This is a genomic window from Streptomyces sp. NPDC104226 (assembly GCF_055584085.1).
The window spans coordinates 178,236-198,525 of sequence record NZ_JBVJMS010000005.1; the positions used below are offsets into that span (position 1 = coordinate 178,236).

General features: G+C 73.8%; 16 protein-coding genes. 7 read left to right on the top strand and 9 right to left on the bottom strand.

Going from position 1 to position 20,290, the window contains the following annotated elements; all coding sequences use genetic code 11:
• Positions 1-16 precede the first annotated feature (16 nt).
• On the bottom strand, positions 17-3,187 hold the full coding sequence (locus ACZ60J_RS17260) for a sacsin N-terminal ATP-binding-like domain-containing protein (RefSeq protein ID WP_469682698.1): 3,171 nt from the start codon (positions 3,185-3,187) through the stop codon (positions 17-19).
• A 184-nt stretch (positions 3,188-3,371) separates the two neighbouring features.
• Between ACZ60J_RS17260 and ACZ60J_RS17265 the strand changes: the two genes are divergently transcribed.
• Positions 3,372-3,956 (top strand): TerD family protein, encoded by a 585-nt coding sequence (locus ACZ60J_RS17265; protein ID WP_383943495.1) that lies wholly within the window; start codon positions 3,372-3,374, stop codon positions 3,954-3,956.
• A 41-nt stretch (positions 3,957-3,997) separates the two neighbouring features.
• On the opposite strand, the gene ACZ60J_RS17270 is transcribed toward ACZ60J_RS17265, so the two are convergent.
• From ACZ60J_RS17270 to serC, 3 genes are all read right to left on the bottom strand, one after another.
• Positions 3,998-4,639, bottom strand: coding sequence for a class F sortase (locus ACZ60J_RS17270; RefSeq protein WP_469682700.1), 642 nt, complete (start codon positions 4,637-4,639; stop codon positions 3,998-4,000).
• Positions 4,632-5,426, bottom strand: a complete 795-nt coding sequence (locus tag ACZ60J_RS17275) for a hypothetical protein (RefSeq protein ID WP_469682702.1) — start codon at positions 5,424-5,426, stop codon at positions 4,632-4,634. The genes ACZ60J_RS17270 and ACZ60J_RS17275 overlap by 8 nt, the downstream gene beginning before the upstream one ends.
• Before the next feature lie 342 nt (positions 5,427-5,768).
• Entirely contained in the window at positions 5,769-6,887 is a 1,119-nt protein-coding gene (gene serC, locus ACZ60J_RS17280; protein WP_469682704.1) for a phosphoserine transaminase, read from the bottom strand.
• Positions 6,888-6,942: 55 nt separating this feature from the next.
• On the opposite strand from serC, the gene ACZ60J_RS17285 reads away from it, so the two are divergent.
• On the top strand, positions 6,943-9,885 hold the full coding sequence (locus ACZ60J_RS17285; protein ID WP_469682705.1) for an FAD-binding and (Fe-S)-binding domain-containing protein: 2,943 nt from the start codon (positions 6,943-6,945) through the stop codon (positions 9,883-9,885).
• A 47-nt stretch (positions 9,886-9,932) separates the two neighbouring features.
• The gene (locus ACZ60J_RS17290; protein ID WP_469682707.1) at positions 9,933-10,919 is read left to right on the top strand and encodes an EamA family transporter; all 987 of its coding nucleotides are present in this window, start codon (positions 9,933-9,935) and stop codon (positions 10,917-10,919) included.
• On the opposite strand, the gene ACZ60J_RS17295 is transcribed toward ACZ60J_RS17290, so the two are convergent.
• From ACZ60J_RS17295 to ACZ60J_RS17310, 4 genes are all read right to left on the bottom strand, one after another.
• Complete coding sequence (locus ACZ60J_RS17295) at positions 10,880-11,686, bottom strand: hypothetical protein (RefSeq protein ID WP_469682709.1); 807 nt, start codon at positions 11,684-11,686, stop codon at positions 10,880-10,882. The two genes, ACZ60J_RS17290 and ACZ60J_RS17295, sit on opposite strands and share 40 nt — an antisense overlap.
• Before the next feature lie 109 nt (positions 11,687-11,795).
• Positions 11,796-12,704 (bottom strand): hypothetical protein, encoded by a 909-nt coding sequence (locus ACZ60J_RS17300; protein WP_469682710.1) that lies wholly within the window; start codon positions 12,702-12,704, stop codon positions 11,796-11,798.
• A gap of 201 nt (positions 12,705-12,905) precedes the next feature.
• Positions 12,906-13,097 carry a hypothetical protein gene (locus tag ACZ60J_RS17305; protein ID WP_469682712.1) on the bottom strand — a complete coding sequence of 64 codons (192 nt, stop codon included), beginning with the start codon at positions 13,095-13,097 and terminating at the stop codon, positions 12,906-12,908.
• A gap of 39 nt (positions 13,098-13,136) precedes the next feature.
• On the bottom strand, positions 13,137-14,210 hold the full coding sequence (locus ACZ60J_RS17310) for a helix-turn-helix transcriptional regulator (protein ID WP_469682713.1): 1,074 nt from the start codon (positions 14,208-14,210) through the stop codon (positions 13,137-13,139).
• A gap of 86 nt (positions 14,211-14,296) precedes the next feature.
• Here ACZ60J_RS17310 and ACZ60J_RS17315 point away from each other — a divergent pair, with 86 nt between their 5' ends.
• On the top strand, positions 14,297-14,806 hold the full coding sequence (locus ACZ60J_RS17315) for a hypothetical protein (protein WP_469682715.1): 510 nt from the start codon (positions 14,297-14,299) through the stop codon (positions 14,804-14,806).
• Between the two features lie 21 nt (positions 14,807-14,827).
• On the opposite strand, the gene ACZ60J_RS17320 is transcribed toward ACZ60J_RS17315, so the two are convergent.
• Positions 14,828-15,730, bottom strand: coding sequence for an HAD family hydrolase (locus ACZ60J_RS17320; protein WP_469682717.1), 903 nt, complete (start codon positions 15,728-15,730; stop codon positions 14,828-14,830).
• A 322-nt stretch (positions 15,731-16,052) separates the two neighbouring features.
• Here ACZ60J_RS17320 and ACZ60J_RS17325 point away from each other — a divergent pair, with 322 nt between their 5' ends.
• The 3 genes from ACZ60J_RS17325 (at position 16,053) to ACZ60J_RS17335 (ending at position 20,286) form a co-directional block, all read left to right on the top strand.
• Positions 16,053-16,868 carry a TIGR03084 family metal-binding protein gene (locus tag ACZ60J_RS17325; RefSeq protein ID WP_469682719.1) on the top strand — a complete coding sequence of 272 codons (816 nt, stop codon included), beginning with the start codon at positions 16,053-16,055 and terminating at the stop codon, positions 16,866-16,868.
• A 68-nt stretch (positions 16,869-16,936) separates the two neighbouring features.
• Positions 16,937-18,691, top strand: a complete 1,755-nt coding sequence (locus ACZ60J_RS17330; protein WP_469683257.1) for an acyclic terpene utilization AtuA family protein — start codon at positions 16,937-16,939, stop codon at positions 18,689-18,691.
• A complete protein-coding gene (locus ACZ60J_RS17335; protein WP_469682721.1) occupies positions 18,688-20,286 on the top strand; it encodes an acyl-CoA carboxylase subunit beta in 1,599 nt (532 codons plus the stop codon). The genes ACZ60J_RS17330 and ACZ60J_RS17335 overlap by 4 nt, the downstream gene beginning before the upstream one ends.
• Positions 20,287-20,290: the final 4 nt, after the last annotated feature.

Genomic DNA, 20,290 nt, shown 5'->3' on the forward strand with positions numbered 1-20,290 from the left:
CGCCGGAGGCGTTTCCTCAGTCGAACCAGCGGTCGCGGGCCAGTTCCGCCGTGCGGGACGGGTCTTCCAGGAGGGCTGCCACCTCGAAGCGGCGGGGCCACTGGCCGGCCGCCCAGGCGAGGGCTGCTGCCACGCCTTCCAGGGTGGAGGCGTGCAGGGTGCCGTCCGGGGTGCGGCGCCAGTCGAGTTCGGTGCCGCCCGCCAGGAGTTCCTCGTGCTCCACGTAGCTCTTCGGGGTGGCCGGGCCCAGGAGCTGGTGGACGGAGTCGGGGACCTCGTGTTCCTCGCCCGCGGTGGTGACCTCCGCCGGGACCGTCTCCGAGAGGCGGCGGACCTGGAAGAGGTCGGCCAGGTCGGCCGCCCGGGACGGGGCGACGGGGAGGAGGGGGAGGCCCGCCGTCAGGGGGAGGAGGTCGGGGGCGTCCGCGACCAGGGCCTCGGAGGCGTCCACGACGACCACCTCGCCGTCGACGACCGCGCGCAGCTCGTCGGGGAGGGTGACCTGCTCCGGGTCCAGGTCGGCCAGCGCACCGTACAGGCCGTGCAGTTGGCGTCCGGTGACCTCGCGGTCCGGGTCGGCGAGGCGGCCGAGCAGTTCGGCGGCGCCGCCCGGCTCCTCCAGGAGGGCGGGCACGGTGGTGCGTACGCCCAGGGCCCGCAGGACCTGCTCGTCCTCGAAGCCGGTGGCGTCCGCGGGGGTGTAGAGGCCCGCCAGCAGCGGGTCGCCGCCCGCCGCGCGCAGGCCGGCCGGGCGGCGGCCGTCCAGGACGGGGTGGTCGCGCAGCCACCAGGCGGTGTACGGGCGCACGGAGCGGGTGGTGCCGTCCGGGAGCAGGACCCGCACGGGCTGGGTCAGGGCGTCCCGGTAGGGGGGCTGGGCCAGCATGGCCAGGGCCCGGGGCCAGCTGTCGTCGTCGACCAGGTCGAGGTCCCGTACGGCGACCAGCTCGGTGGCGACCGGCGGCACGGGGGTGTCGGGCAGCTGGTCCAGGAGGTCCTCGCACCACACGTCGACGGCGTCGAGCAGGCCGGCGTCGTCGGGCTCGGCGAAGTCCCCGTCGCGGGGCTCCAGTTCGTCGGGGTCCAGGACCACGTCGGTGGCGCGGACCAGCTGGAAGGCGGCGAGGACGCCCACGGCGGTGAGGGTCGCGGCGTCCCAGCGTTCCACCAGTTCGGCGTCCACGTACGGGATCTCGTCCTCGCGGATCACCGAGGCGAGGGGGGAGTCGGGGAGCAGGAGTTCGCCGGCCGGGGTCGGTTCGCCGTCCTCGTCGGGCAGGGCGAGCGCGCCCAGCCACGGTTCGTCGCCGGGGGAGAGTTCGGCGTCGCGGACCAGCCCGAGGACGATGTCGGCCAGTTCCTCGGGGTCCAGGGCGTCCTCGTCCCAGATCTCCCCGGCGTCCAGGGAGGCCGCGACGGCCGCCCGCACCTGCGGGGTCGTCAGGACGGCGCGCGGGCTCGCCGGGAGCGCGCCGAGCTTCTCCAGCAGCGGGTGCACGGCGTCGGGGTGGGCCACCTTCAGGCCGAGCCGGGCCAGGCTTTCGGGGTTGCCCGAGCGCGGGGCGTCCGCGCCGGGCAGCAGCAGGTGCCGGGGGCCGATCGCGGTGCGCCCGTCGGCCAGCGGCACGGGGAGGCCGGAGAGCCGGTCCGGGTCGACCCCGGCGAGGCTGTCGTAGAGCCGGTACCACCACTCGGGGGTCCGCTCGATGCCCGCGATCCGCTCGATGGCCTCGCCCAGCGGCAGCCGGCCCACGCCCAGGGTGCGCAGTTCGGGGCGGCGTTCCAGCCCGGCGGGGAGCAGGGTCGGCAGCACCTCCGCGAGGACGCGGACGGTGTCGGCGCCCGCGCCCTCCACCACCTCGGCCTCGAAGGGGCGCAGGGCGGCCCGCTCCTCGGGGTCCTCCGCGGGGGCGGCGGGCGCGAGGAAGGCCGTACGGGGCAGCCGTGCGATGACGGCGGCGCGCAGGGCCCCGTCGAGCTCCCCCTTGCCGAGCGGGCCGGGTACGAGGTCCACGAGCGCGGTGCTCACCGGGTCCCAGGAGCCCAGCAGCTCGGCGTACGCGTCGGCCGCGCGCTCCACCAGGAAGTCGGTCAGCGGCCCCGGCGCGGGGTGCCGGCGGGTGGTGTCCAGCGGCAGGGTCGCGATGAGCAGCGCGGGGATGCCCAGGGGTTCGTCGGTCGGGGTCGGCGCGTGCACCACGGCGGCGGTCGCGGGTCGGACCGGGGCGCCTTCGGCGTCGACGGGCACGGACCAGGACACCGCCCAGACGGGCCGCAGCCGTTCCTCGACGGGCCGGTCGGCGAGCAGCGCCTTCTCGATGGGGCCGGAGTGGCGCACGGTGCGCCAGCGGCGGAGGCCGGGCGGGGTGTCCGGGGCGTGCAGGGTGTCCGCGGCGGAGTCGGTGATGACGGTGTACGGGCCTTCGGCGCGGCGGGTCAGCGTCCGCACGCCCCCGGCCGGGGTGTCGATGACGACCTCGGCGAGCCCCGGCAGGGTCAGCAGCAGGGCGTCGTCGACGCCGGCGAGCAGCCGCCCGGCCAGCTCCTCGGCGGCGGCGTCGCGCAGCGGGAGGACCACCACGGTGTCGTAGCCCTCGGGCGCGGTGCCCTCGGCGGGCAGCGGGAGGCGCAGCAGCGGGACGTGGCCGTCGCGGCGGCGCAGTTCCTCGCCGAGTCCGGAGCTGCCGACGGCCGCTCCCCGGGCCAGCTCGCGGGCCTCGGCCAGGGACCAGCGGACGCCGCCGTGCCGGCCGAGGACGGCGGGCTCGTCGGAGACGGCGAGGACGGCGGCGAAGCCGACGCCGAAGCGGCCGACGCTCTGGGAGGAGTCGTCGCGCTTGGCGGAGGCGCGGAGCGTGGACAGCGATTCCACGCCGGTGGCGTCCAGCGGGGAGCCGGTGTTGGAGACGGCGAGCAGCGCGTGCCCGTCGGGCTGGTCGGTGCCCGCGTGCAGGGTGAGCCGCAGCCGGCCGGGGACCCCGGCGCGGGCGGCCGCGTCGGCGGCGTTCTGCGCGAGTTCGACGACGAGCCGGTCGCGGTAGCCGCCGAGGGCCAGGTCCTCCTCGGCGTTGGCGTCCTCGCGGAAGCGGGCCGGGCCCGCGCCCCAGGCGTCGAGCACCCCGCGTCGCAGCCGGGCCGTGCCGAAGGGGTCCACGCCGTCCGGGGCCGCCGTCACTCGCACGCTCACGCTGCTGCCTCCAAGCTGCACTGCGATGTACCGCGCCGTACCGAGTACTGCGCCGTACGGCATCCACGGAACGGCGGACGCCGTGGCCCTGAAGGTATCGCGTGCGTCGAGCGCCTCCGCAAACGAACCGGCTTCAGGCAGACTTCAGAAGTCGGTATCGCACTGCTATTTGTGAGGATTGCGCATGATCACGCTCACCAAGGAAGACGGCCCCGCGGACCTGGGCGGCGTAACCCACCTGTCCATCGGCGTCTCGTGGGACCCGACCGTGGGCAGCAGCGGTGGCCTGATGGGCAAGTTCAAGCGGAAGATCGGGACCGACCTGGACCTGATCGCGATCGCGATGCAGGGCTCGGACCCGGTCCGGCTCGCGGGTCTGGACTCCCTCGACCCCATGGGCAACGGCTCGCTGCTCCACAGCGGGGACAACCAGACCGGCCACGGCGAGGGCGACGACGAGACGGTGACCGTCGAGTTCGCCCGGATACCGGGCAACGTCACGTCCATCGTCTTCGTCGCCGCCGCCTACAAGAAGGGCAGTTCCTTCCAGAGCGCCCGCAACATCAGCTTCAAGGTGTACGACGGCACGGGCGGCAGCACCCAGCAGGTCGCCGACATCTGGCCGAGCCTGCTCGGCACGGACAACGGCTGCGCCGTGGCCAAGGCGATCCGGGACGGGGCGGGCTGGAAGCTCCAGGTCATCAACGAGACCGGGAAGATCAAGCCGGGCGACGAGCAGGCCCTGATGCGGTTCGCCGTGGCGAAGTAGGCGCCCGGCCGGGGCCCGGACGAGGATCCGGGCCCCCGGGGCTACTCCTGGCCGACGAGGTGCGCGAACACCACGACGTTGGCGTCCCAGTGGCGGTCCTTGGTGAGGTTGCCGCCGCAGGTGATGACGCGGAGCTCGGCCTTGCCGTGGGTGTCCCCGTAGACCTTGTCGGTCGGGAACTGGTCCTTCTTGAACGTGTCGACCTCGTCGACGGCGAAGACGGCGGTGGAGCCGTCGTCGCGGTGGACCTCGATCTTCTCGTCCTTCTTCAGCTTCTTGAGGTTGTAGAAGACGGCCTCGGGGGCCTGGGGCGTGTCCATGTGCCCGACGATGGCGGCCGCGCCCTTCTCCCCGGGGGTCGGGCCGTCCTTGTACCAGGCCGCGTCCTTGGGCTTGGCGAAGTCGGGCTCCGTCATGACGCCCTGGGCGTCGAGTCCGACGGTGTCGAGCGGGGCGTCGACCTTGATGTCCGGGATCACGATCCGGTCCGGGACGGAGGCGCTCAGCACGGAGGCGTTCTTGGCGGCGGCCGGGTCGTTCTTGGCGCCGGTGCCGGCGTCGCCGCCGGAGCCGCAGGAAGTGATCAGGAAGGCCGTGAGGCCGGCGGCGCCCGCCAGGGCGGCCACGCGCAGGACGCGGCCGCTCCGGCGGGGGGCGCGGTCAGGGGCGGACTGCTCAGCCATTGTCTGCCGCGTCCGAGGGGACCCAGCCCAGCGGGGCCTGGCCGGTGTTCACGGAGCCCTTGGGGGTCTTGTGGTGGCTCGGGTCGAGCGGGGCCGGCTTCGGCTTCGGGTTGACCGGGCCGGTGGCGTCGGTGGTGAACTTGACGGTGTCGAACTTCTTGCCGCCCGCGAAGGCGTCGACGCCGTAGTAGCCGGTCTTGACGTCCTTGGCGACGACCGCGGTGCCGGTCCAGACGCCCTTGCCGTCGTTCTTCAGGTTGACCTGGCCGCCGAAGGCGTCGGACTTGACGAACGCGCTCTTCTCGTCCGCCGACGTCTTGATGGTGACCTTGATCTTCTCGCCCGGCTTGCCGTGGTCCTGGGACAGGCTCAGCGTCGAAGTGGTCGGCGTCGGGGTCGGCTTGCCGTCCTTGACCGTGATCTGGGCGGTGGCCTGGAGCTTCTCGCCCTTGGGGCCCGTGCCGGTGAGGGAGATGCCGTAGTTTCCGTCGGCGACCTTGGCGATCGTGGCGGTGGCGCCGCGCCCGTCGGTCATCTTGACGTCGTTCAGGGCCTTGGAGGAGATCGACAGGTTCGTCGAGCCGTCCGGGACCTCCATCGACATCTGGACCGCGTCGCCCGGCTTGCCGGAGCCGGGCGAGACCTTGAGGGCCGCCTTGGCCGCCACGTCGGTGCTCGCGCTGCTGTGCGCGGTCGGGGTGGAGTCGGCGGCGAACGCCACGGTCGGGACGGCCAGTGCCATAGACGAGGCGAGGGCGATCGCCGAGAAGGTAAGTGCCTTGCGCATGGGGTTCCTCCTGAACGGGCCGGGGTTCGTTCCCGGCACACCAGACATGAGGGACATCCTGGGGTGGTCGGTTGCAGCCTTCGGGAGGGCCGGGAAGGGCCCCTGCCGAAGGTCCCGGGGCATAAAAGCGCAGGTGGCGGTGGTGGGTTGGAGTTCTCGTTTGCTCATGCTTTGCCCCGATTTTTGGGACCAAGGTCCCAGGGTTCCGGGCCGTGTGCGGGACGTCGTCCTTCAGGGCTCGTTCAGGTCTCCCTCAGGGCCGCCTCAGGCCGCTACGGGCAAAGCGGAAGCCCCCGGTGACGGGAAGTCACCGGGGGCTGCGGAGCGTTGGGGCGGGGTCGGTCAGAGGGCTTCGATCACGTAGTCCACGCACGCGGTGAGCGCCTGGACGTCCGCCGGGTCGATCGCCGGGAACATCGCGATACGGAGCTGGTTGCGGCCGAGCTTGCGGTACGGCTCGGTGTCCACGATGCCGTTGGCGCGCAGCGCCTTGGCGACCGCGGCCGCGTCGATGTCGTCGGAGAAGTCGATCGTGCCGATGACGGACGAGCGCTTCGCGGCGTCCGCGACGAACGGGCTCGCGTACTTCGACGCCTCGGCCCAGCCGTACAGGTGGGCCGCGCTGGCCGCCGTACGCCCGGTCGTGAACTCCAGACCGCCCTGGCTGTTCATCCACTCCAGCTGCTGGTCCAGCAGGAAGAGGGTGGAGAGCGCCGGGGTGTTGTACGTCTGGTTCTTCAGCGAGTTGTCGATCGCCGTCGGCAGCGAGAAGAACTCCGGGATGTGCCGGCCGGAGGCGTGCACGCGGGCCGCGCGCTCCAGGGCCGCCGGGGAGAACGCCGCCAGCCACAGGCCGCCGTCGGAGGCGAAGGACTTCTGCGGGGCGAAGTAGTAGACGTCGGTCTCGGTGATGTCCACCGGCAGACCGCCGGCGCCCGAGGTCGCGTCCACCAGGACGAGCGACCCCTCGTCGGCACCCGCGACGCGCTTGATCGGCGCCGCGACACCCGTCGAGGTCTCGTTGTGGGTGTACGCGTACACGTCCACGCCCGCCTCGGCCACCGGGTCCGGGTGGGTGCCCGGGTCGGAGGAGATCACCGACGGGGCGTCCAGCCACGGCGCGGACTTCGCGGCGCTGGCGAACTTGGAGGAGAACTCACCGAAGGTGAGGTGCTGCGACTTCCGCTCGATGAGACCGGCGGTCGCGATGTCCCAGAAGGCGGTGGAGCCGCCGTTGCCCAGGATCACCTCGTAGCCCTCGGGGAGGGAGAAGAGGTCCCGGAGTCCCTGGCGCACGGAGCCGACCAGGTTCTTGACCGGAGCCTGGCGGTGGGAGGTTCCGAGCAGGGAGGTACCGGTGGCGGCGAGGGCGTCCAGCGCCTCGGTCCGCACCTTGGAGGGGCCCGCGCCGAAGCGTCCGTCGGCGGGCTTGATGTCAGCGGGAATCTGGATCTCGGCCACAAGCGGAGCGTATCCGGTCCGGGTCCACGCCCTGGAGCCGCGTCCACCCGATGAGATGACGCGCGTAGAAGCGAGCCGGGCGGCAGCCGGTGGCAGGCTGTCCGACGTGACCTCACCCGGTGAACTCGAACGGACCCTGCGGAAGAACCTGCGCGGAGAGGTCGACTTCGGCGCCGCCGCCCGGGCCCTGACCACCATGGACGCCTCGAACTACCGCCGCGTCCCCGTCGGCGTCGTCGCCCCGCGCGACGCCGAGGACGTGGCCGCCGCGCTCGCGGTGTGCGCCGCCGCCGGGGTCCCGGTCGTCCCGCGCGGCGGCGGCACCTCCATCGCCGGCCAGGCCACGGGCGTCGGCGTCGTCCTCGACCTCACCCGCCACATGAACGCCCTCGTCTCCCTGGACCCGGCCGCCCGCACCGCCGTCGTCCAGCCCGGCCTGGTCCTCGACCGGCTGCGGGACGCGGCCCGCCCGCACGGGCTGACCTTCGGGCCGGACCCCTCCACGCACTCCCGGTGCACGCTCGGCGGGATGATCGGCAACAACGCCTGCGGGGCCCACTCCGTGGCCTGGGGGACCACCGCCGACAACGTCGCCGAGCTGGCGGTGACGGCGTACGCGGGCTCCTCCCACCGGCTCGGCACCGGCTGGCGGGGCGCGCCGGACGGGCTGCGGGAGCTGGTGGCGCAGAACCTGGCGGTGCTGCGCACCGGCATGGCGGGCGGCCCGGCCGACGGCTTCGCGCGGCGGATCTCCGGCTACGGGGGCCTGGACGCGCTGCTCCCCGAGCGGGGCACCGGGGTGGCCCGGGCGTTCTGCGGCAGCGAGGGCACGCTCGGCGTGGTCACCGAGGCCGTCGTACGGCTCGTGGAGCTGCCGGCCGCCCCGGTCCTGGCCGTCCTCGGGTACGCCGACGAGAGCGCGGCCGCGCAGGCCGCGGCGGGGCTGCTCGGGTACGGACCGCTGACCGTGGAGGGCATGGCCGCCGACCTGGTCGGGGCGGCCGCCTCCGGGCTTCCGCGCGGCGGGGCCTGGCTGTTCGTGGAGATGCCCGACGAGGGCGCGGCCCGGGCCCTGCTGCGGGCCTCCGACGCGGTGGACACCCTCCTCCTCACCGACCCGGCGGCGCAGCGGGCCCTGTGGCGGATCCGCGAGGACGCGGCGGGCACGGCCACCCGGATGCCCGACGGCACCATGGCCTGGCCGGGCTGGGAGGACTGCGCGGTCCCGCCCGCCCGGCTCGGCGCCTACCTGCCGGAATTCCGGGCCCTGCTGGCGGAGCACGGGCTGCGCGGATCCCCGTACGGCCACTTCGGCGAGGGCTGCGTGCACGTGCGGATCGACTTCGACCTGGTGACCGCGCCGGGGGTGGCCCGCTTCCGCGCCTTCTCCTCGGACCTCGCCGACCTGGTGGTCGCGCACGGGGGCTCCCTGTCCGGGGAGCACGGGGACGGGCAGGCCCGGGCGGAACTGCTGCCCCGCATGTACGGGCCTTCGGTGATCGGGCTCTTCGAGTCCTACAAGCGGGTCTGGGACCCGGCGGGCGGCATGAACCCCGGGATCCTGGTCCGCCCGGCACGCCTCGACGAGAACCTCCGCTTCGCCCCCCTCCCGGCGTCCCTGCCCTTCGCGGGGGAGGTCGCCCGGTGCGTCGGCGTCGCCAAGTGCCGGTCGACGGAGGCCGGGGGGACGGGGGTGATGTGCCCCTCGTACCGGGCCACGGGCGAGGAACGCCACTCCACGCGGGGGCGGGCCCGGCTGCTGCACGAGATGCTCGCCGGGGAGGTCGTCACCGACGGGTGGCGTTCGGCGGAGGTCGCCGAGGCGCTCGATCTGTGCCTGGGCTGCAAGGGCTGCCGCAGCGACTGCCCGGTGGGGGTCGACATGGCCGCCTACAAGGCGGAGTTCCTCCACCACCACTGGGCGGGCCGGCTGCGGCCGCTCTCCCACTACGCCCTGGGCGGGCTCCCGGACTGGCTCCGCCTGATCGCCGCGCTACGGCTGGCCGCGCCGCTGAACCTGGTGTCCCGCTTCCTCCGCATCCCCGGACTGGAGCGGTCCCGCCCCCTGCCCCGCCTGGCCCGAACCCCGTTCACACGCGCCGCCCGCGCAGCACTCCGCTCCGAGCCACATCCAGCCTCGCCGGCGTTTGAGGCGCGGGGTCTGGGGCGGAGCCCCAGGGGGTCCGGGGCGCAGCCCCGGGGAACGGGCGAAGGGCGGGTAGGGGACCTTGCCCCGCAGGGTCGCCCCGGGGCCGGGGCCGGGGCCGGGGGTGTGGTGACGGTGTGGCCGGACACGTTCACGGAGTACCTCGCTCCCGAGGCCGGGCACGCCGCCGTGCGGGTCCTGCGGGCCGCCGGCCTGGAGGCCACGGTGCAGACCGGCCGGGTCTGCTGCGGGCTGACCTACGTCTCCACCGGCCGCCTCGACACCGCCCGCAGGGTCCTCCGCCGCACCCTGGACGCCGTGGGCGACGCGCAGGGCCCCGTCACCGTCCTCGAACCGAGCTGCGCGGCAGCGCTCCGCACCGATCTGCCCGCCCTCCTCCCGGAGGACCCCCGCGCGGCCCGTCTCGCAGCGGCCGTCCGAACCTTCGCGGAGACCCTGGAGGAGTACGCCCCCCACTGGCAGCCGCCCCGCCTGGACCGGCCGGTCGCCGGCCAGACGCACTGCCACCAGCACGCCGTCCTCGGTGACGCCGCCGACCGCCGGCTGCGCGAGCGCGCCGGGCTGACGGGAGGGCTCAGCGGCGGCTGCTGCGGCCTCGCGGGCAACTTCGGCTTCGAGCCCGGACACCACGAGGTCTCCGTGGCCTGCGCCGAGGAGCAGCTCCTTCCGTCGCTGCGGGCGGCCGCGCCGGGCACCGAGGTGCTGGCGGACGGGTTCTCCTGCCGGACGCAGATCGCGCAGCTGGCGGGTGGCCGGGCCCGCCACCTGGCGGAGGTCCTGGCGGAGGGCTTGCCGGACGGCCTGCCGGAACCGGACGCGGACAGGATGTAAGGCAAAACACGGAAGCACGGTCCTTACTCACCCCCTAATCTGGATAAATGCCCACGACCACCGCCACGCCCGCCCAGCCCTCACGGACGACCACCACGGCCACTGCCCCCGCGGACGGCTCCTTCCGGGCCCGTTTCGGGCCCGTCGCCCTGGTGGTCACGGCGGGCGTCTCGGTGCAGTTCGGTGCCGCCCTCGCGGTGATGCTCATGCCGCGGGCGGGCGCGGCCGGCGTGGTCACGCTGCGGCTCGCCGCGGCCGCGCTGGTGCTGCTGCTGGTCTGCCGGCCCAAGGTGCGCGGGTACTCCCGCTCCGACTGGTCGACCGTCGTGTGGTTCGGCGTGACCATGGCCGGCATGAACGGGTTCATCTACCAGGCCATCGACCGGATCCCCCTCGGCCCCGCCGTCACCCTGGAGGTACTGGGCCCGCTGGTGCTCTCCGTCGTGGTCTCCCGCCGCCTGCTGAACCTGCTGTGGGCCGGGCTGGCGCTCGCCGGAGTCGTCCTGCTGTCCACCCACGGCGGAGGCGGCCTGGGCGGCCTGGACCCGCTGGGCGCGGCCTTCGCCCTTGCGGCGGGCGGCATGTGGGCGGCGTACATCGTGTTCAGCGCGCGGACCGGCCGCCGGTTCCCGCAGGCCGACGGGCTGGCGCTGGCGATGGCCGTGGCCGCCGTACTGTCCCTGCCGCTCGGCGTGATCGAGGCCGGGTCGGCCCTGCTCCACCCGAGCACCCTGCTCCTGGGCCTGGGCGTGGCACTGCTGTCCTCGGTGCTGCCGTACACGCTGGAGCTGCTCGCCCTGCGCAGGCTCCCGGCGCCGACCTTCGCGATCCTGATGAGCCTGGAGCCCGCGATCGCCGCGACGGCCGGGTTCCTGATCCTGAACCAGGCCCTGTCGGCGCTGGATGCGGCGGCGATCGCGCTGGTCATCGTGGCGAGCATGGGGGCGGTCCGCTCGCAGGCCCGCCCGGAGCGCCGCAAGCGGCCGTTGCCTGCTCAGGCCGGCGTCGAGGACTCCAGCGCGGGCAGGAACTGATCGTAGAAGCCGGCCTTGAGCCGCAGCGCCCGCTCCTCCGTCTCCCGGAAGGCGGCGGCCCCGGCCGCGCCCTCGGCCCGGCCCAGGAGCTCGGTCACCCGCGCGGCCAGCCGGTCGGAGTGGGTGTCGGACAGCAGGGACACCGTCGCGAGCGAATGCGTCTTCGCGTCGTGGACCAGGTGCGGGTGGTAGAAGCGCGAACGGTTGCGGCCGCCTCCCTCGGCCGTGAACAGCGGCCCCATCCGTTCCCACAGCCGCCCGTACTCGACGGAGACCAGCACCTCGCCCCAGAAGCGGAGGAGGGTCAGCAGCCGCAGGTCGGCATCGGCGTGGCCGCCCGCGTCCGCGATCAGTTCGAGGGTGTCGGTGATGGCCCGCCGCGTCGCGGCCGTGGGCCTCGACGCCACCAGCGCCTCCCTGGACACGCCGAGGCGGTGCATGTCCTCGGTCATGTCCTCGCGGTGCGAGGGCGCGTGCCCCTGGGCGCCCGGGTACTCCTCGCGCAGGATGATCCGGGCGATCCGCAGCCCCTCCTCGTCGCGCAGCAGGTCGATGGCCAGGTCGTACGACGGGGTGAAGGCGAGCGAGACGAACCTCCGCTGGAGCAGGAGCTCGGCGAAGTCCGCCTCGGGCAGCCGGGTGATGTGCGCGAGGACGGGATGCTCCTCGAAGCGCTCGATCAGCCCGTCCTCGAACCGGTCCAGCTCGTGCAGTCCGGCCGGCCCGGCCGGCCCGTCGTGCCGGTTCGGAGCGCTCAAGTCGTACATGGCCGTACCTTTCCGTGGATCTCGATCTGGATCTCGACCCGTATCCGTATCCGCATCCGCATCCGCATCCGTTTCCGTACCTGGATCTGGATCGGGATCGGGATCCGGGTCACCAACTGATGTTTCTGAGCGACTCGCGCCAGTCCGACAGGGCCACGTCGCGGCCGATCGACCACAGCGTGTCCAGCTCCCTCTGGACCTGTTGGCCCATCGCGGTGTCGGAGCCGTCGATCTCGGTCTGGGCCGAGTTGATCGCGAGCTGGCGGTGCAGGAACGAACTGACCAGAAAGTGCTCGTCGGCCTTGTGCACGGCGATGGACGGCAGGGAGTTGTACACCCGCACGCTGAGCAGCTCCCGGCCCCTCGCCCCGACCGCCCTGTGCAGTTCCGCGAGCCCGGCCAGGCACATCTCCACCCGCGCCTTCACGTCCAGCGCGAGGGCGGGGTCCCGTACGGAACGCAGTGCCTCGTCGCGCAGCCCCGCCACGGGCGAGGACGGGTACAGGAGCATGATGCGCACCGGCACGCCGTGGTCGACCAGCGCCTTCTCCAGCGCGGGCTGGAGGTGTTCCAGGTTGGGGATGAAGGTCTGCAGGATGACCACCTCCTCGATGGCCTCCTCCACGAACGCGTTGAACTGCACGTCGGGGAACTCCGCGTGCACCCGGATCACGCCGAGGTAGTTCTCCTGCTTGAGCTGCTGCGCGACGGTGTCGATGTCCAGCTTGGCGAGCTGCGCCTGGAAGCTGCTGTCGAGCCGGGCCACCTGCGTCCGGAGGGTCTCGTCGAGCCGGGTGACCTGGGCCTCGACCACGTCGAGCTTGCGCAGGCGGTCGATCTCCAGCAGCAGGAACACGGTGACCGTGCTCAGGATGAGCAGGGTGACCTTGGGGAGCGCGCCGCCGGGAGCGAGTGCGTCGAGCCACCCGAGGAGGTCTGCGATCAGGACCACGACGCCCGATGTGGACATCAGGGCCAGCGCGATCCGTTCCACGCGATAGCGAACGTCGACACTCATGTTGCTCCAGCCCCCGTGCCCCGTACCTCGTGCCCGTCGTGGTCGGCCACGAAGGTATACCGACTCCCGTTGTTTCAGGGCGGGTTGAGGGGGAGGGTGGGGATGAATGGGGCGAGTTCAGGCCACGCCGGGCCGGGAGGGCCCGGTCAGCCCCCGGTTGGCCCCCGGACAGCCCCCGGATTGTCCCCGGTCGGTCCCCGGTCAGTTCCAGGTGGTGTCGCCGGCCGGCCGGGACGTCACGTCCGCGTGCTGGACGTTCGCCTCTACGCGGGCCGTGCCGGAGTCGGGGGACTCCCCGTCCGGGAAGTCCTGGCCCCAGCCGCTGAACACGGCCACGCCCAGCGCGAGGGCGCTCAGGGCGGCGGTCGCGAAGTACATCCGACGAGTCGTCATGCGTGGAGCATTCCAGCCGCCCGCGCCGGAGGGAAGGGCTCACCCGCTCCTGTTCGTGCGCCCCGCCGCGGCGCCCGTCCCCGCTGCCCCGTAGCGCGCCGCCGTAGCGGCGGCCGCCGCTCCGATGCGCCGGCGCAGGGCCGGTGGGGCCAGTACCTCGGCCTCCGCGCCGAGCTGCAGGAACTGCGCCTCCGCGTGGTCCTGGGACTCGATCGGCAGTACCGCCCTGGTCCAGCCGGGCAGTTCGGCGTCCGGGGTTCCGGTGGCGGCCAGGGCCCTGGCCTGGGCGCCGGTCAGCCGGGCGGCGGCCCGCGCGGAGACCCGTACCTCCACCTCCTCCGGGTACAGCCGCTCGTGGAACTCCGCCTGGGTGCGCTGCCAGTGGGAGGCCAGCTCGAAGCCGTCCGGGAGCACGCACTCCTCGCCGGTCTCGCGCACCGCGAGGATCTGGTCCACCCGGTAGGTGTACGGGGGGCCGGCGGCCGTATCGGGTCCGGCGGGTCCGGCCGAGCCGGCTGCGCCGTCCGTTCCGGCTGCGCCGTCCGCGCGGGCCGCGACCAGGTACCAGCGGCCCGCCTTCAGGACCAGCCCGTACGGGGCCAGTCGCCGGTCCACCTCGTGGGGTGCCTTCCAGCGCCGGTAGCGGACCTCGACGACCCGCCCCCGCCACACCGCGTCGGCGACCCGCGCCAGGTGCGGGGTCTCCTCGTGCTCCGCGTACCAGCCGGGCGCGTCCAGGTGGAACCGCAGCCGCATCCGGTCGGCCTGCGCACGCAGCTCCGCGGGCAGGGCGGCGCGCAGCTTCAGCTGGGCGGTGGACAGGGCCCGGCCGAGGCCGAGTTCGGAGGCCGGACCGGGCAGGGAGGTGAGGAAGAGGGCCTCGGCCTCGCCCGCGGCCAGACCGGTCAGGCGGGTGCGGTAGCCGTCGAGGAGCTGGTAGCCGCCGCTGTGTCCGGCATCCCCGTACAGCGGGACGCCGGCGGCGGCCAGCGCCTCCGCGTCGCGGTAGACCGTACGGACCGACACCTCCAGCTCCCCGGCGAGCTCGGCGGCGGTCATCCGGCCCCGGGTCTGGAGCAGGAGCAGGATCGAGAGCAGTCGGCTGGACTTCACGTGCACTTCACTGCCACAGGATGTCAGTGAACTGCTCCTACGGTTCCCCCATCAGCGCACAGAGCAGCATGGTTGGGAGACCGCACATGAACAACCTCGACTCCGACTCCGACTCCGACCTCGGCTTCGACTTCCTCGTCGGCACCTGGGACGTCGCCAACCGGTGGCTCGCCGACTTCCTGGATCCGGACAGCGGCTGGGAGGCGTTCCCGGGGGTGTCCCGGGCCGGCCGCCACTTCGACGGCGCCGCGAGCTTCGACGAGATCGAGTTCCCGACGAAGGGGTTCGCGGGCCTGACCCTGCGCCTCTACGACCCCGAGCGCGAGCAGTGGACCCTGAACTGGGCCAGCCGCCGGACCGGAACGCTCTACCCGCCCGTCACCGGACGCTTCGACGCGGCGTCGGGCACGGGCGTCTTCGAAGGTGAGGACACCTACGAGGGCAAGGCCGTCCTGGTGCGGTTCGTGTGGTCGGGGACGGAGACGGGCTCCCCGCGCTGGGAGCAGTTCTTCTCGGCGGACGGGGGCGAGAGCTGGGTCCACAACTGGACGATGGACTTCACCCGCCGGGCGGAGGCGGCCGGCACCACCGCCTGACTCCGTCCGTCGGCCGCCACGTCAGAGAAGCCCGATCTGACCGATCTGACCGACCTGCCCGAGCGCTGCGCTCAGGGCGTCCGGCCGCTGCTCGACGGGCAGGTGCTCGACCAGCCGGACCGGGCACCCCAGCGCCGCGGCCCCCGCGTCCGCGACGGCGTCGTCCCCGACCATGAGCACGTCCGCGGGCTCCGCCCCGAGCGCCTCGCAGGCGATCCGGAAGAGGCGGGGGTCGGGCTTCTGGACTCCGTGCTCGAAGGAGAGCACGTACGCGTCGACGAACCGGTCGACCCCGTGGGCGCGGAAGACGGGGCGCAGGTCCCAGCCGATGTTGCTGACGACGGCGACGGGAACGCCCCGTTCGTGCAGAGCGGCGAGCGTGGCCGCGGTATCGGGGTAGGGCCGCCAGGCCGCGGGGGTCCAGTGCCGCTCGTACAGGGCGTCGGCCAGCTCCGGAGAGGGCAGCGGCACCTGGCGGGTGAGGGCGGTGTAGGCGGCCCGGTGCTGCTCGGGACTCAGGTCCCGCTCGCGCCACAACGGCTCCAGCCGGGCCGGCACCCGCCGCGGCGACGCCCCGCCCGGCAGCGCGCCCGCCTCTTCGAGCAGGGCGGCCAGGGAGGCGAGTTCGGCCTCGGGCAGGTCGATCCCGGCGTCCGCCACGACCGCACGCAGCCAGTCCGCGGTGGGCTCGACACGGAAGAGCGTCCCGGAGAAGTCGAACATCACCCCTCCGACGACCCCCGCAAGCCCGCCCCGCCCGCCATCCACACCGCCACGGAGGGCAGGGCCACCCACGGCCCCGTCCGCAGCCTTGCCCCTGTCGTTGCCTGCGTCCCGGCGGATGCCCCCGCGCAGGCTGTCGCCCTCATCGCTGCCCGTGCCGCCGGTGCTGCCGCTCATGTCCCCGCTCTCGCGCTCGCCCACGGCGTGGATCCTCGCCGCGGTCAAGCGCCCGGCGCAACCCTCGCCCCCGGCCCCAGTTCAGGTCCCGGCCCCGGCCCGGCGCCGGAGTAGGCCCCGGTCCTGGACCTGGCCTCAGCTCCGGCTCTGACCCTGCCCTCGGCCCCGGTCCCGGCCTCTGCCGCCGCCCGCCGGGCCCCGGCCCCGCCCGTCCGGGCAGGGGGGATTCGGGGCAAGTCCCTTGCGCTCCAGCCCCGTTCGCGTCCAAAAAATAAATGCAAGCACGCTTGATTGTTTTGGCCGCGGCTGCCACGCTTCCCCTCACGCCGAGAAGGGGAGCGCACCCGTGCCCGATCCGTCCGCTGTCGAGAACGCCTTCGCCGTCTTCGCCGATCTCCGCGAGGAGGGCCGGGAGCTCGACTCCCTGGTCGGGGAGTTGCCCGCTCCCGACTGGGCGAAGCCCACACCCGCACCGGGCTGGAGCCTCGCCCACCAGATCGCCCACCTGCACTGGACCGACCGGGCCTCCCTGCTCGCCCTCACCGATGCCACCGCCTTCGCGGGGCTGGTCGAGGAGGCCCTGAAGGCCCCCGAGTCCTTCGTCGACGCGGGTGCGGAGGAGGGCGCGGCGCTGGCTCCCGCCGAGCTGCTCGCCCGCTGGCGCGAGGGTCGTGCCGCGCTCGACGGGGCCCTGGCCGCGGCCTCGCCCGACGCCAGGTTCCCCTGGTACGGGCCGCCGATGAAGGCCGCGTCGATGGCGAGCGCCCGCCTGATGGAGACCTGGGCGCACGGCCAGGACGTCGCCGACGCGCTCGGCGTGCGCCGCGTACCGACGGCCCGGCTGCGGCACGTGGCGCGGATCGGGGTGCGGGCGCGCGACTACGCGTACGCGGTACGGGGACTGGAGGCGCCGGCGGGGGAGTTCCGGGTGGAGCTGACCGTGCCGGGAGCCCCCGCCGAGGTGTGGACGTACGGCCCCGAGGACGCGCCGCAGCGGATCACCGGCCCGGCGCTCGACTTCTGCCTGCTGGTGACCCAGCGCGCCCACCGCGACGACCTGGCCCTGAAGGCGTCCGGCCCCGACGCCGACCGCTGGCTCGGCATCGCCCAGGCCTTCGCGGGTCCGGCGGGCCCGGGCCGCGAGCCGGGGGCCTCCCGGTGACCCGGCGCCCGCTGCTGATCGGGAACGCGTCGGGCTTCTACGGGGACCGCTTCGACGCCCTGCGCGAGATGCTGACGGACGGCCCCCTCGACGTGCTGACCGGGGACTACCTGGCCGAGCTGACCATGCTGATCCTCGGCCGCGACCGCCTGAAGAACCCGGAACTCGGCTACGCCAAAACCTTCCTGCGGCAGCTGGAGGAGTGCCTGGGCCTCGCCCACGAGCGGGGCGTACGGCTCGTCGTGAACGCGGGCGGCCTGAACCCGGCGGGACTCGCCGGAGCGGTCCGCGCGCTGGCCGCGAAGCTGTCCGTGCCCGTCGCGGTCGCGCACGTGGAGGGCGACGACCTGATGCCGTACGGCGAGGGCGCCCTCACCGCGAACGCCTACCTCGGCGGCGCCGGGATCACGGCCTGCCTGCGGGCGGGCGCGGACGTGGTGGTGACCGGCCGGGTCACGGACGCGGCGCTGGTGAGCGGGCCCGCGGCATGGTGGTTCGACTGGGCGCCGGACGACCACGACCGGCTGGCCGGGGCGGTGGTGGCGGGCCACGTACTGGAGTGCGGGACCCAGGCCACGGGCGGCAACTACGCCTTCTTCACCCGCCACGACGTGTCCCGCCCGGGCTTCCCGCTGGCGGAGATCTCCTCGGACGGCTCGTCGGTCATCACCAAGCACGCGGGCACGGGCGGAGTCGTCTCCACCGGTACGGTCACGGCGCAACTCCTCTACGAAACCCAGGGAGTCCGCTACCTCGGCCCCGACGTGACGGCCCGCCTGGACACGGTCCGGCTGACACAGGCCGGCCCGGACCGGGTGGCGGTCTCGGGGACCCGGGGGGAGGCCCCGCCCGCGACCCTCAAGGTGGGAGTGACCCGCATCGGGGGCTGGCGCAACGAGGTCGTCTTCGTCCTGACCGGCCTGGACGTGGACGCGAAGGCGGCGCTGGTGCGGGAGCAGCTGGCCGCGCTGCTCGCGCCGGTGGAGTCGGTCTCCTGGACGCTGTCCCGTACGGACCACGAGGACGCGGAGACGGAGGAGACCGCGAGCGCGCTGCTCCGGCTGGTCGTCAGGGACCCGTCGCCCGACCGGGTGGGCCGCGGCCTGACCTCGGCGGCGATCGAGCTCGCGCTCGCCAGCTACCCGGGCTTCCACGTCACGGCCCCGCCGTCCCCGGCCCAGCCGTACGGGGTCTTCGAGTCGACCGCCGTCCCCGCCGCGACGGTCCCCCACACGGCGGTCCTCCCGGACGGCACGAGGCTCCGGATCGACCCGGACCCCCGAGCCGGGGCGGAGCCCCGCCACGGGGGTCCGGGGGCGCAGCCCCCGGTTTCGGGAAGGGGCGGGGTGGGGGAAAGCCCCGCAGGGGCCGCCGTCCCCACCCGGCGGGTGCCGCTGGGCCTGCTGGTGGGGGCCCGCAGCGGCGACAAGGGCGGCGACGCCAACGTCGGCGTGTGGGCCGAGAGCGACCCCGTCTGGGAGTGGCTCCGCCGCACCCTCACCGTCGACACCTTCAAGGCGCTGCTCCCCGAGACCGCCTCCCTGGAGGTGACCCGCCACGAGCTCCCCAACCTCCGCTCCCTCAACTTCACCGTCGCCCGGATCCTCGGCGCCGGCGTGGCCTCGGGCCACCGCTTCGACCCCCAGGCCAAGGCCCTGGGCGAATGGCTCCGCTCCCGCCACATGGACATCCCCGCAGCCCTGCTGGACCCGCCCGCGGAGCCCTCCGCGGCCCTGCCGGACCCGCCCGCGGCACCGCCCGCCGCCCCGTCGCCGCCCGCGGAGAACCCCGTACCCACCACCGCCCCGGAGGGGACCCCGTGACCCGCCTCAAGAGCGCCGTCGACCCGCTCGCCCCCGAGCACGCGCAGGCCCGTACCGCCGCCCTGGAACGCCTCGCCGAGCTCGACGCCGCGCACGCCACCGCCCTCGCCGGCGGCGGCGAGAAGTACACCGCCCGCCACAGGACCCGCGGCAAGCTCCTCGCCCGGGAGCGCGTCGAGCTGCTGCTCGATCCGGACACCCCGTTCCTGGAGCTGTCCCCGCTCGCCGCCTGGGGCAGCGACTACCCGGTCGGCGCTTCCATGGTCACCGGCATCGGCACCGTCGAGGGCGTCGAATGCCTGGTCACCGCCAACGACCCCACCGTGCGCGGCGGCGCCTCCAACCCCTGGACGCTCAAGAAGGCCCTGCGGGCCAACGAGATCGCCCGGCAGAACAGGCTCCCCTGCATCAGCCTCGTCGAGTCCGGCGGCGCCGATCTCCCCTCCCAGAAGGAGATCTTCATCCCGGGCGGCGCCATCTTCCGCGACCTCACCCGGCTCTCGGCCGACGGCATCCCCACCATCGCCGTCGTGTTCGGCAACTCCACCGCCGGAGGCGCGTACATCCCCGGCATGTCGGACCACACCATCATGATCAAGGACCGTTCCAAGGTGTTCCTGGGAGGTCCGCCGCTCGTCAAGATGGCCACCGGCGAGGAGAGCGACGACGAGTCCCTCGGCGGAGCCGACATGCACGCCCGGACCTCCGGCCTCGCCGACTACTACGCCCTCGACGAGCACGACGCCATCCGCCAGGCCCGCCGGGTCGTCGCCCGCCTCAACCACCGCAAGGCCCAACCCGATCCGGCCCGCGCCGAGGAGCCCCTCCACGACCCGGAGGAGCTCCTCGGGATCGTCCCCGCCGACCTCAAGACCCCCTTCGACCCCCGCGAGGTCATCGCCCGGATCGTCGACGCCTCCGACTTCGACGAGTTCAAGCCCCTCTACGGCACCAGCCTGGTCACCGGCTGGGCGAGCCTGCACGGCTATCCGGTCGGCATCCTCGCCAATGCCCAAGGGGTGCTGTTCAGCGCGGAATCGCAGAAGGCGGCCCAGTTCATCCAGCTCGCCAACCAGCGCGACATCCCGCTCCTCTTCCTCCACAACACCACCGGCTACATGGTCGGCAAGGAGTACGAGCAGGGCGGCATCATCAAGCACGGCTCGATGATGATCAACGCGGTCTCGAACTCGAAGGTCCCCCACCTCTCCGTCCTGATCGGCGCCAGCTACGGTGCCGGCCACTACGGCATGTGCGGCCGCGCCTACGAGCCCCGCTTCCTCTTCGCCTGGCCCAGCGCCAAGTCCGCCGTCATGGGCCCCGCCCAGCTCGCCGGCGTGCTCTCGATCGTCTCCCGCCAGTCCGCCGCGGCGAAGGGGCAGCCCTACGACGAAGAGGCCGACGCCGGCATGCGCGCCTTCGTGGAGGCGCAGATCGAGTCCGAGTCCCTGCCCATGTTCCTGTCGGGACGGCTGTACGACGACGGGGTCATCGACCCGCGCGACACCCGGACCGTCCTCGGCCTGTGCCTGTCGGCCGTCCACAACGCCCCCGTCGAGGGCGCCCGTGGCGGCTTCGGCGTCTTCCGGATGTGAGCCC

Coding starts and splice junctions, on each gene's coding strand:
- ACZ60J_RS17330 (WP_469683257.1), top strand. CDS start 16,937: ATGCTGACGGACGGCCCCCTCGACGTGCTGACCGGGGACTACCTGGCC.
- ACZ60J_RS17300 (WP_469682710.1), bottom strand. CDS start 12,704: ATGAGTGTCGACGTTCGCTATCGCGTGGAACGGATCGCGCTGGCCCTG.
- ACZ60J_RS17270 (WP_469682700.1), bottom strand. CDS start 4,639: ATGGCTGAGCAGTCCGCCCCTGACCGCGCCCCCCGCCGGAGCGGCCGC.
- ACZ60J_RS17285 (WP_469682705.1), top strand. CDS start 6,943: ATGACGCGCGTAGAAGCGAGCCGGGCGGCAGCCGGTGGCAGGCTGTCC.
- ACZ60J_RS17290 (WP_469682707.1), top strand. CDS start 9,933: ATGCCCACGACCACCGCCACGCCCGCCCAGCCCTCACGGACGACCACC.
- ACZ60J_RS17295 (WP_469682709.1), bottom strand. CDS start 11,686: ATGTACGACTTGAGCGCTCCGAACCGGCACGACGGGCCGGCCGGGCCG.
- ACZ60J_RS17275 (WP_469682702.1), bottom strand. CDS start 5,426: ATGCGCAAGGCACTTACCTTCTCGGCGATCGCCCTCGCCTCGTCTATG.
- ACZ60J_RS17315 (WP_469682715.1), top strand. CDS start 14,297: ATGAACAACCTCGACTCCGACTCCGACTCCGACCTCGGCTTCGACTTC.
- ACZ60J_RS17265 (WP_383943495.1), top strand. CDS start 3,372: ATGATCACGCTCACCAAGGAAGACGGCCCCGCGGACCTGGGCGGCGTA.
- ACZ60J_RS17305 (WP_469682712.1), bottom strand. CDS start 13,097: ATGACGACTCGTCGGATGTACTTCGCGACCGCCGCCCTGAGCGCCCTC.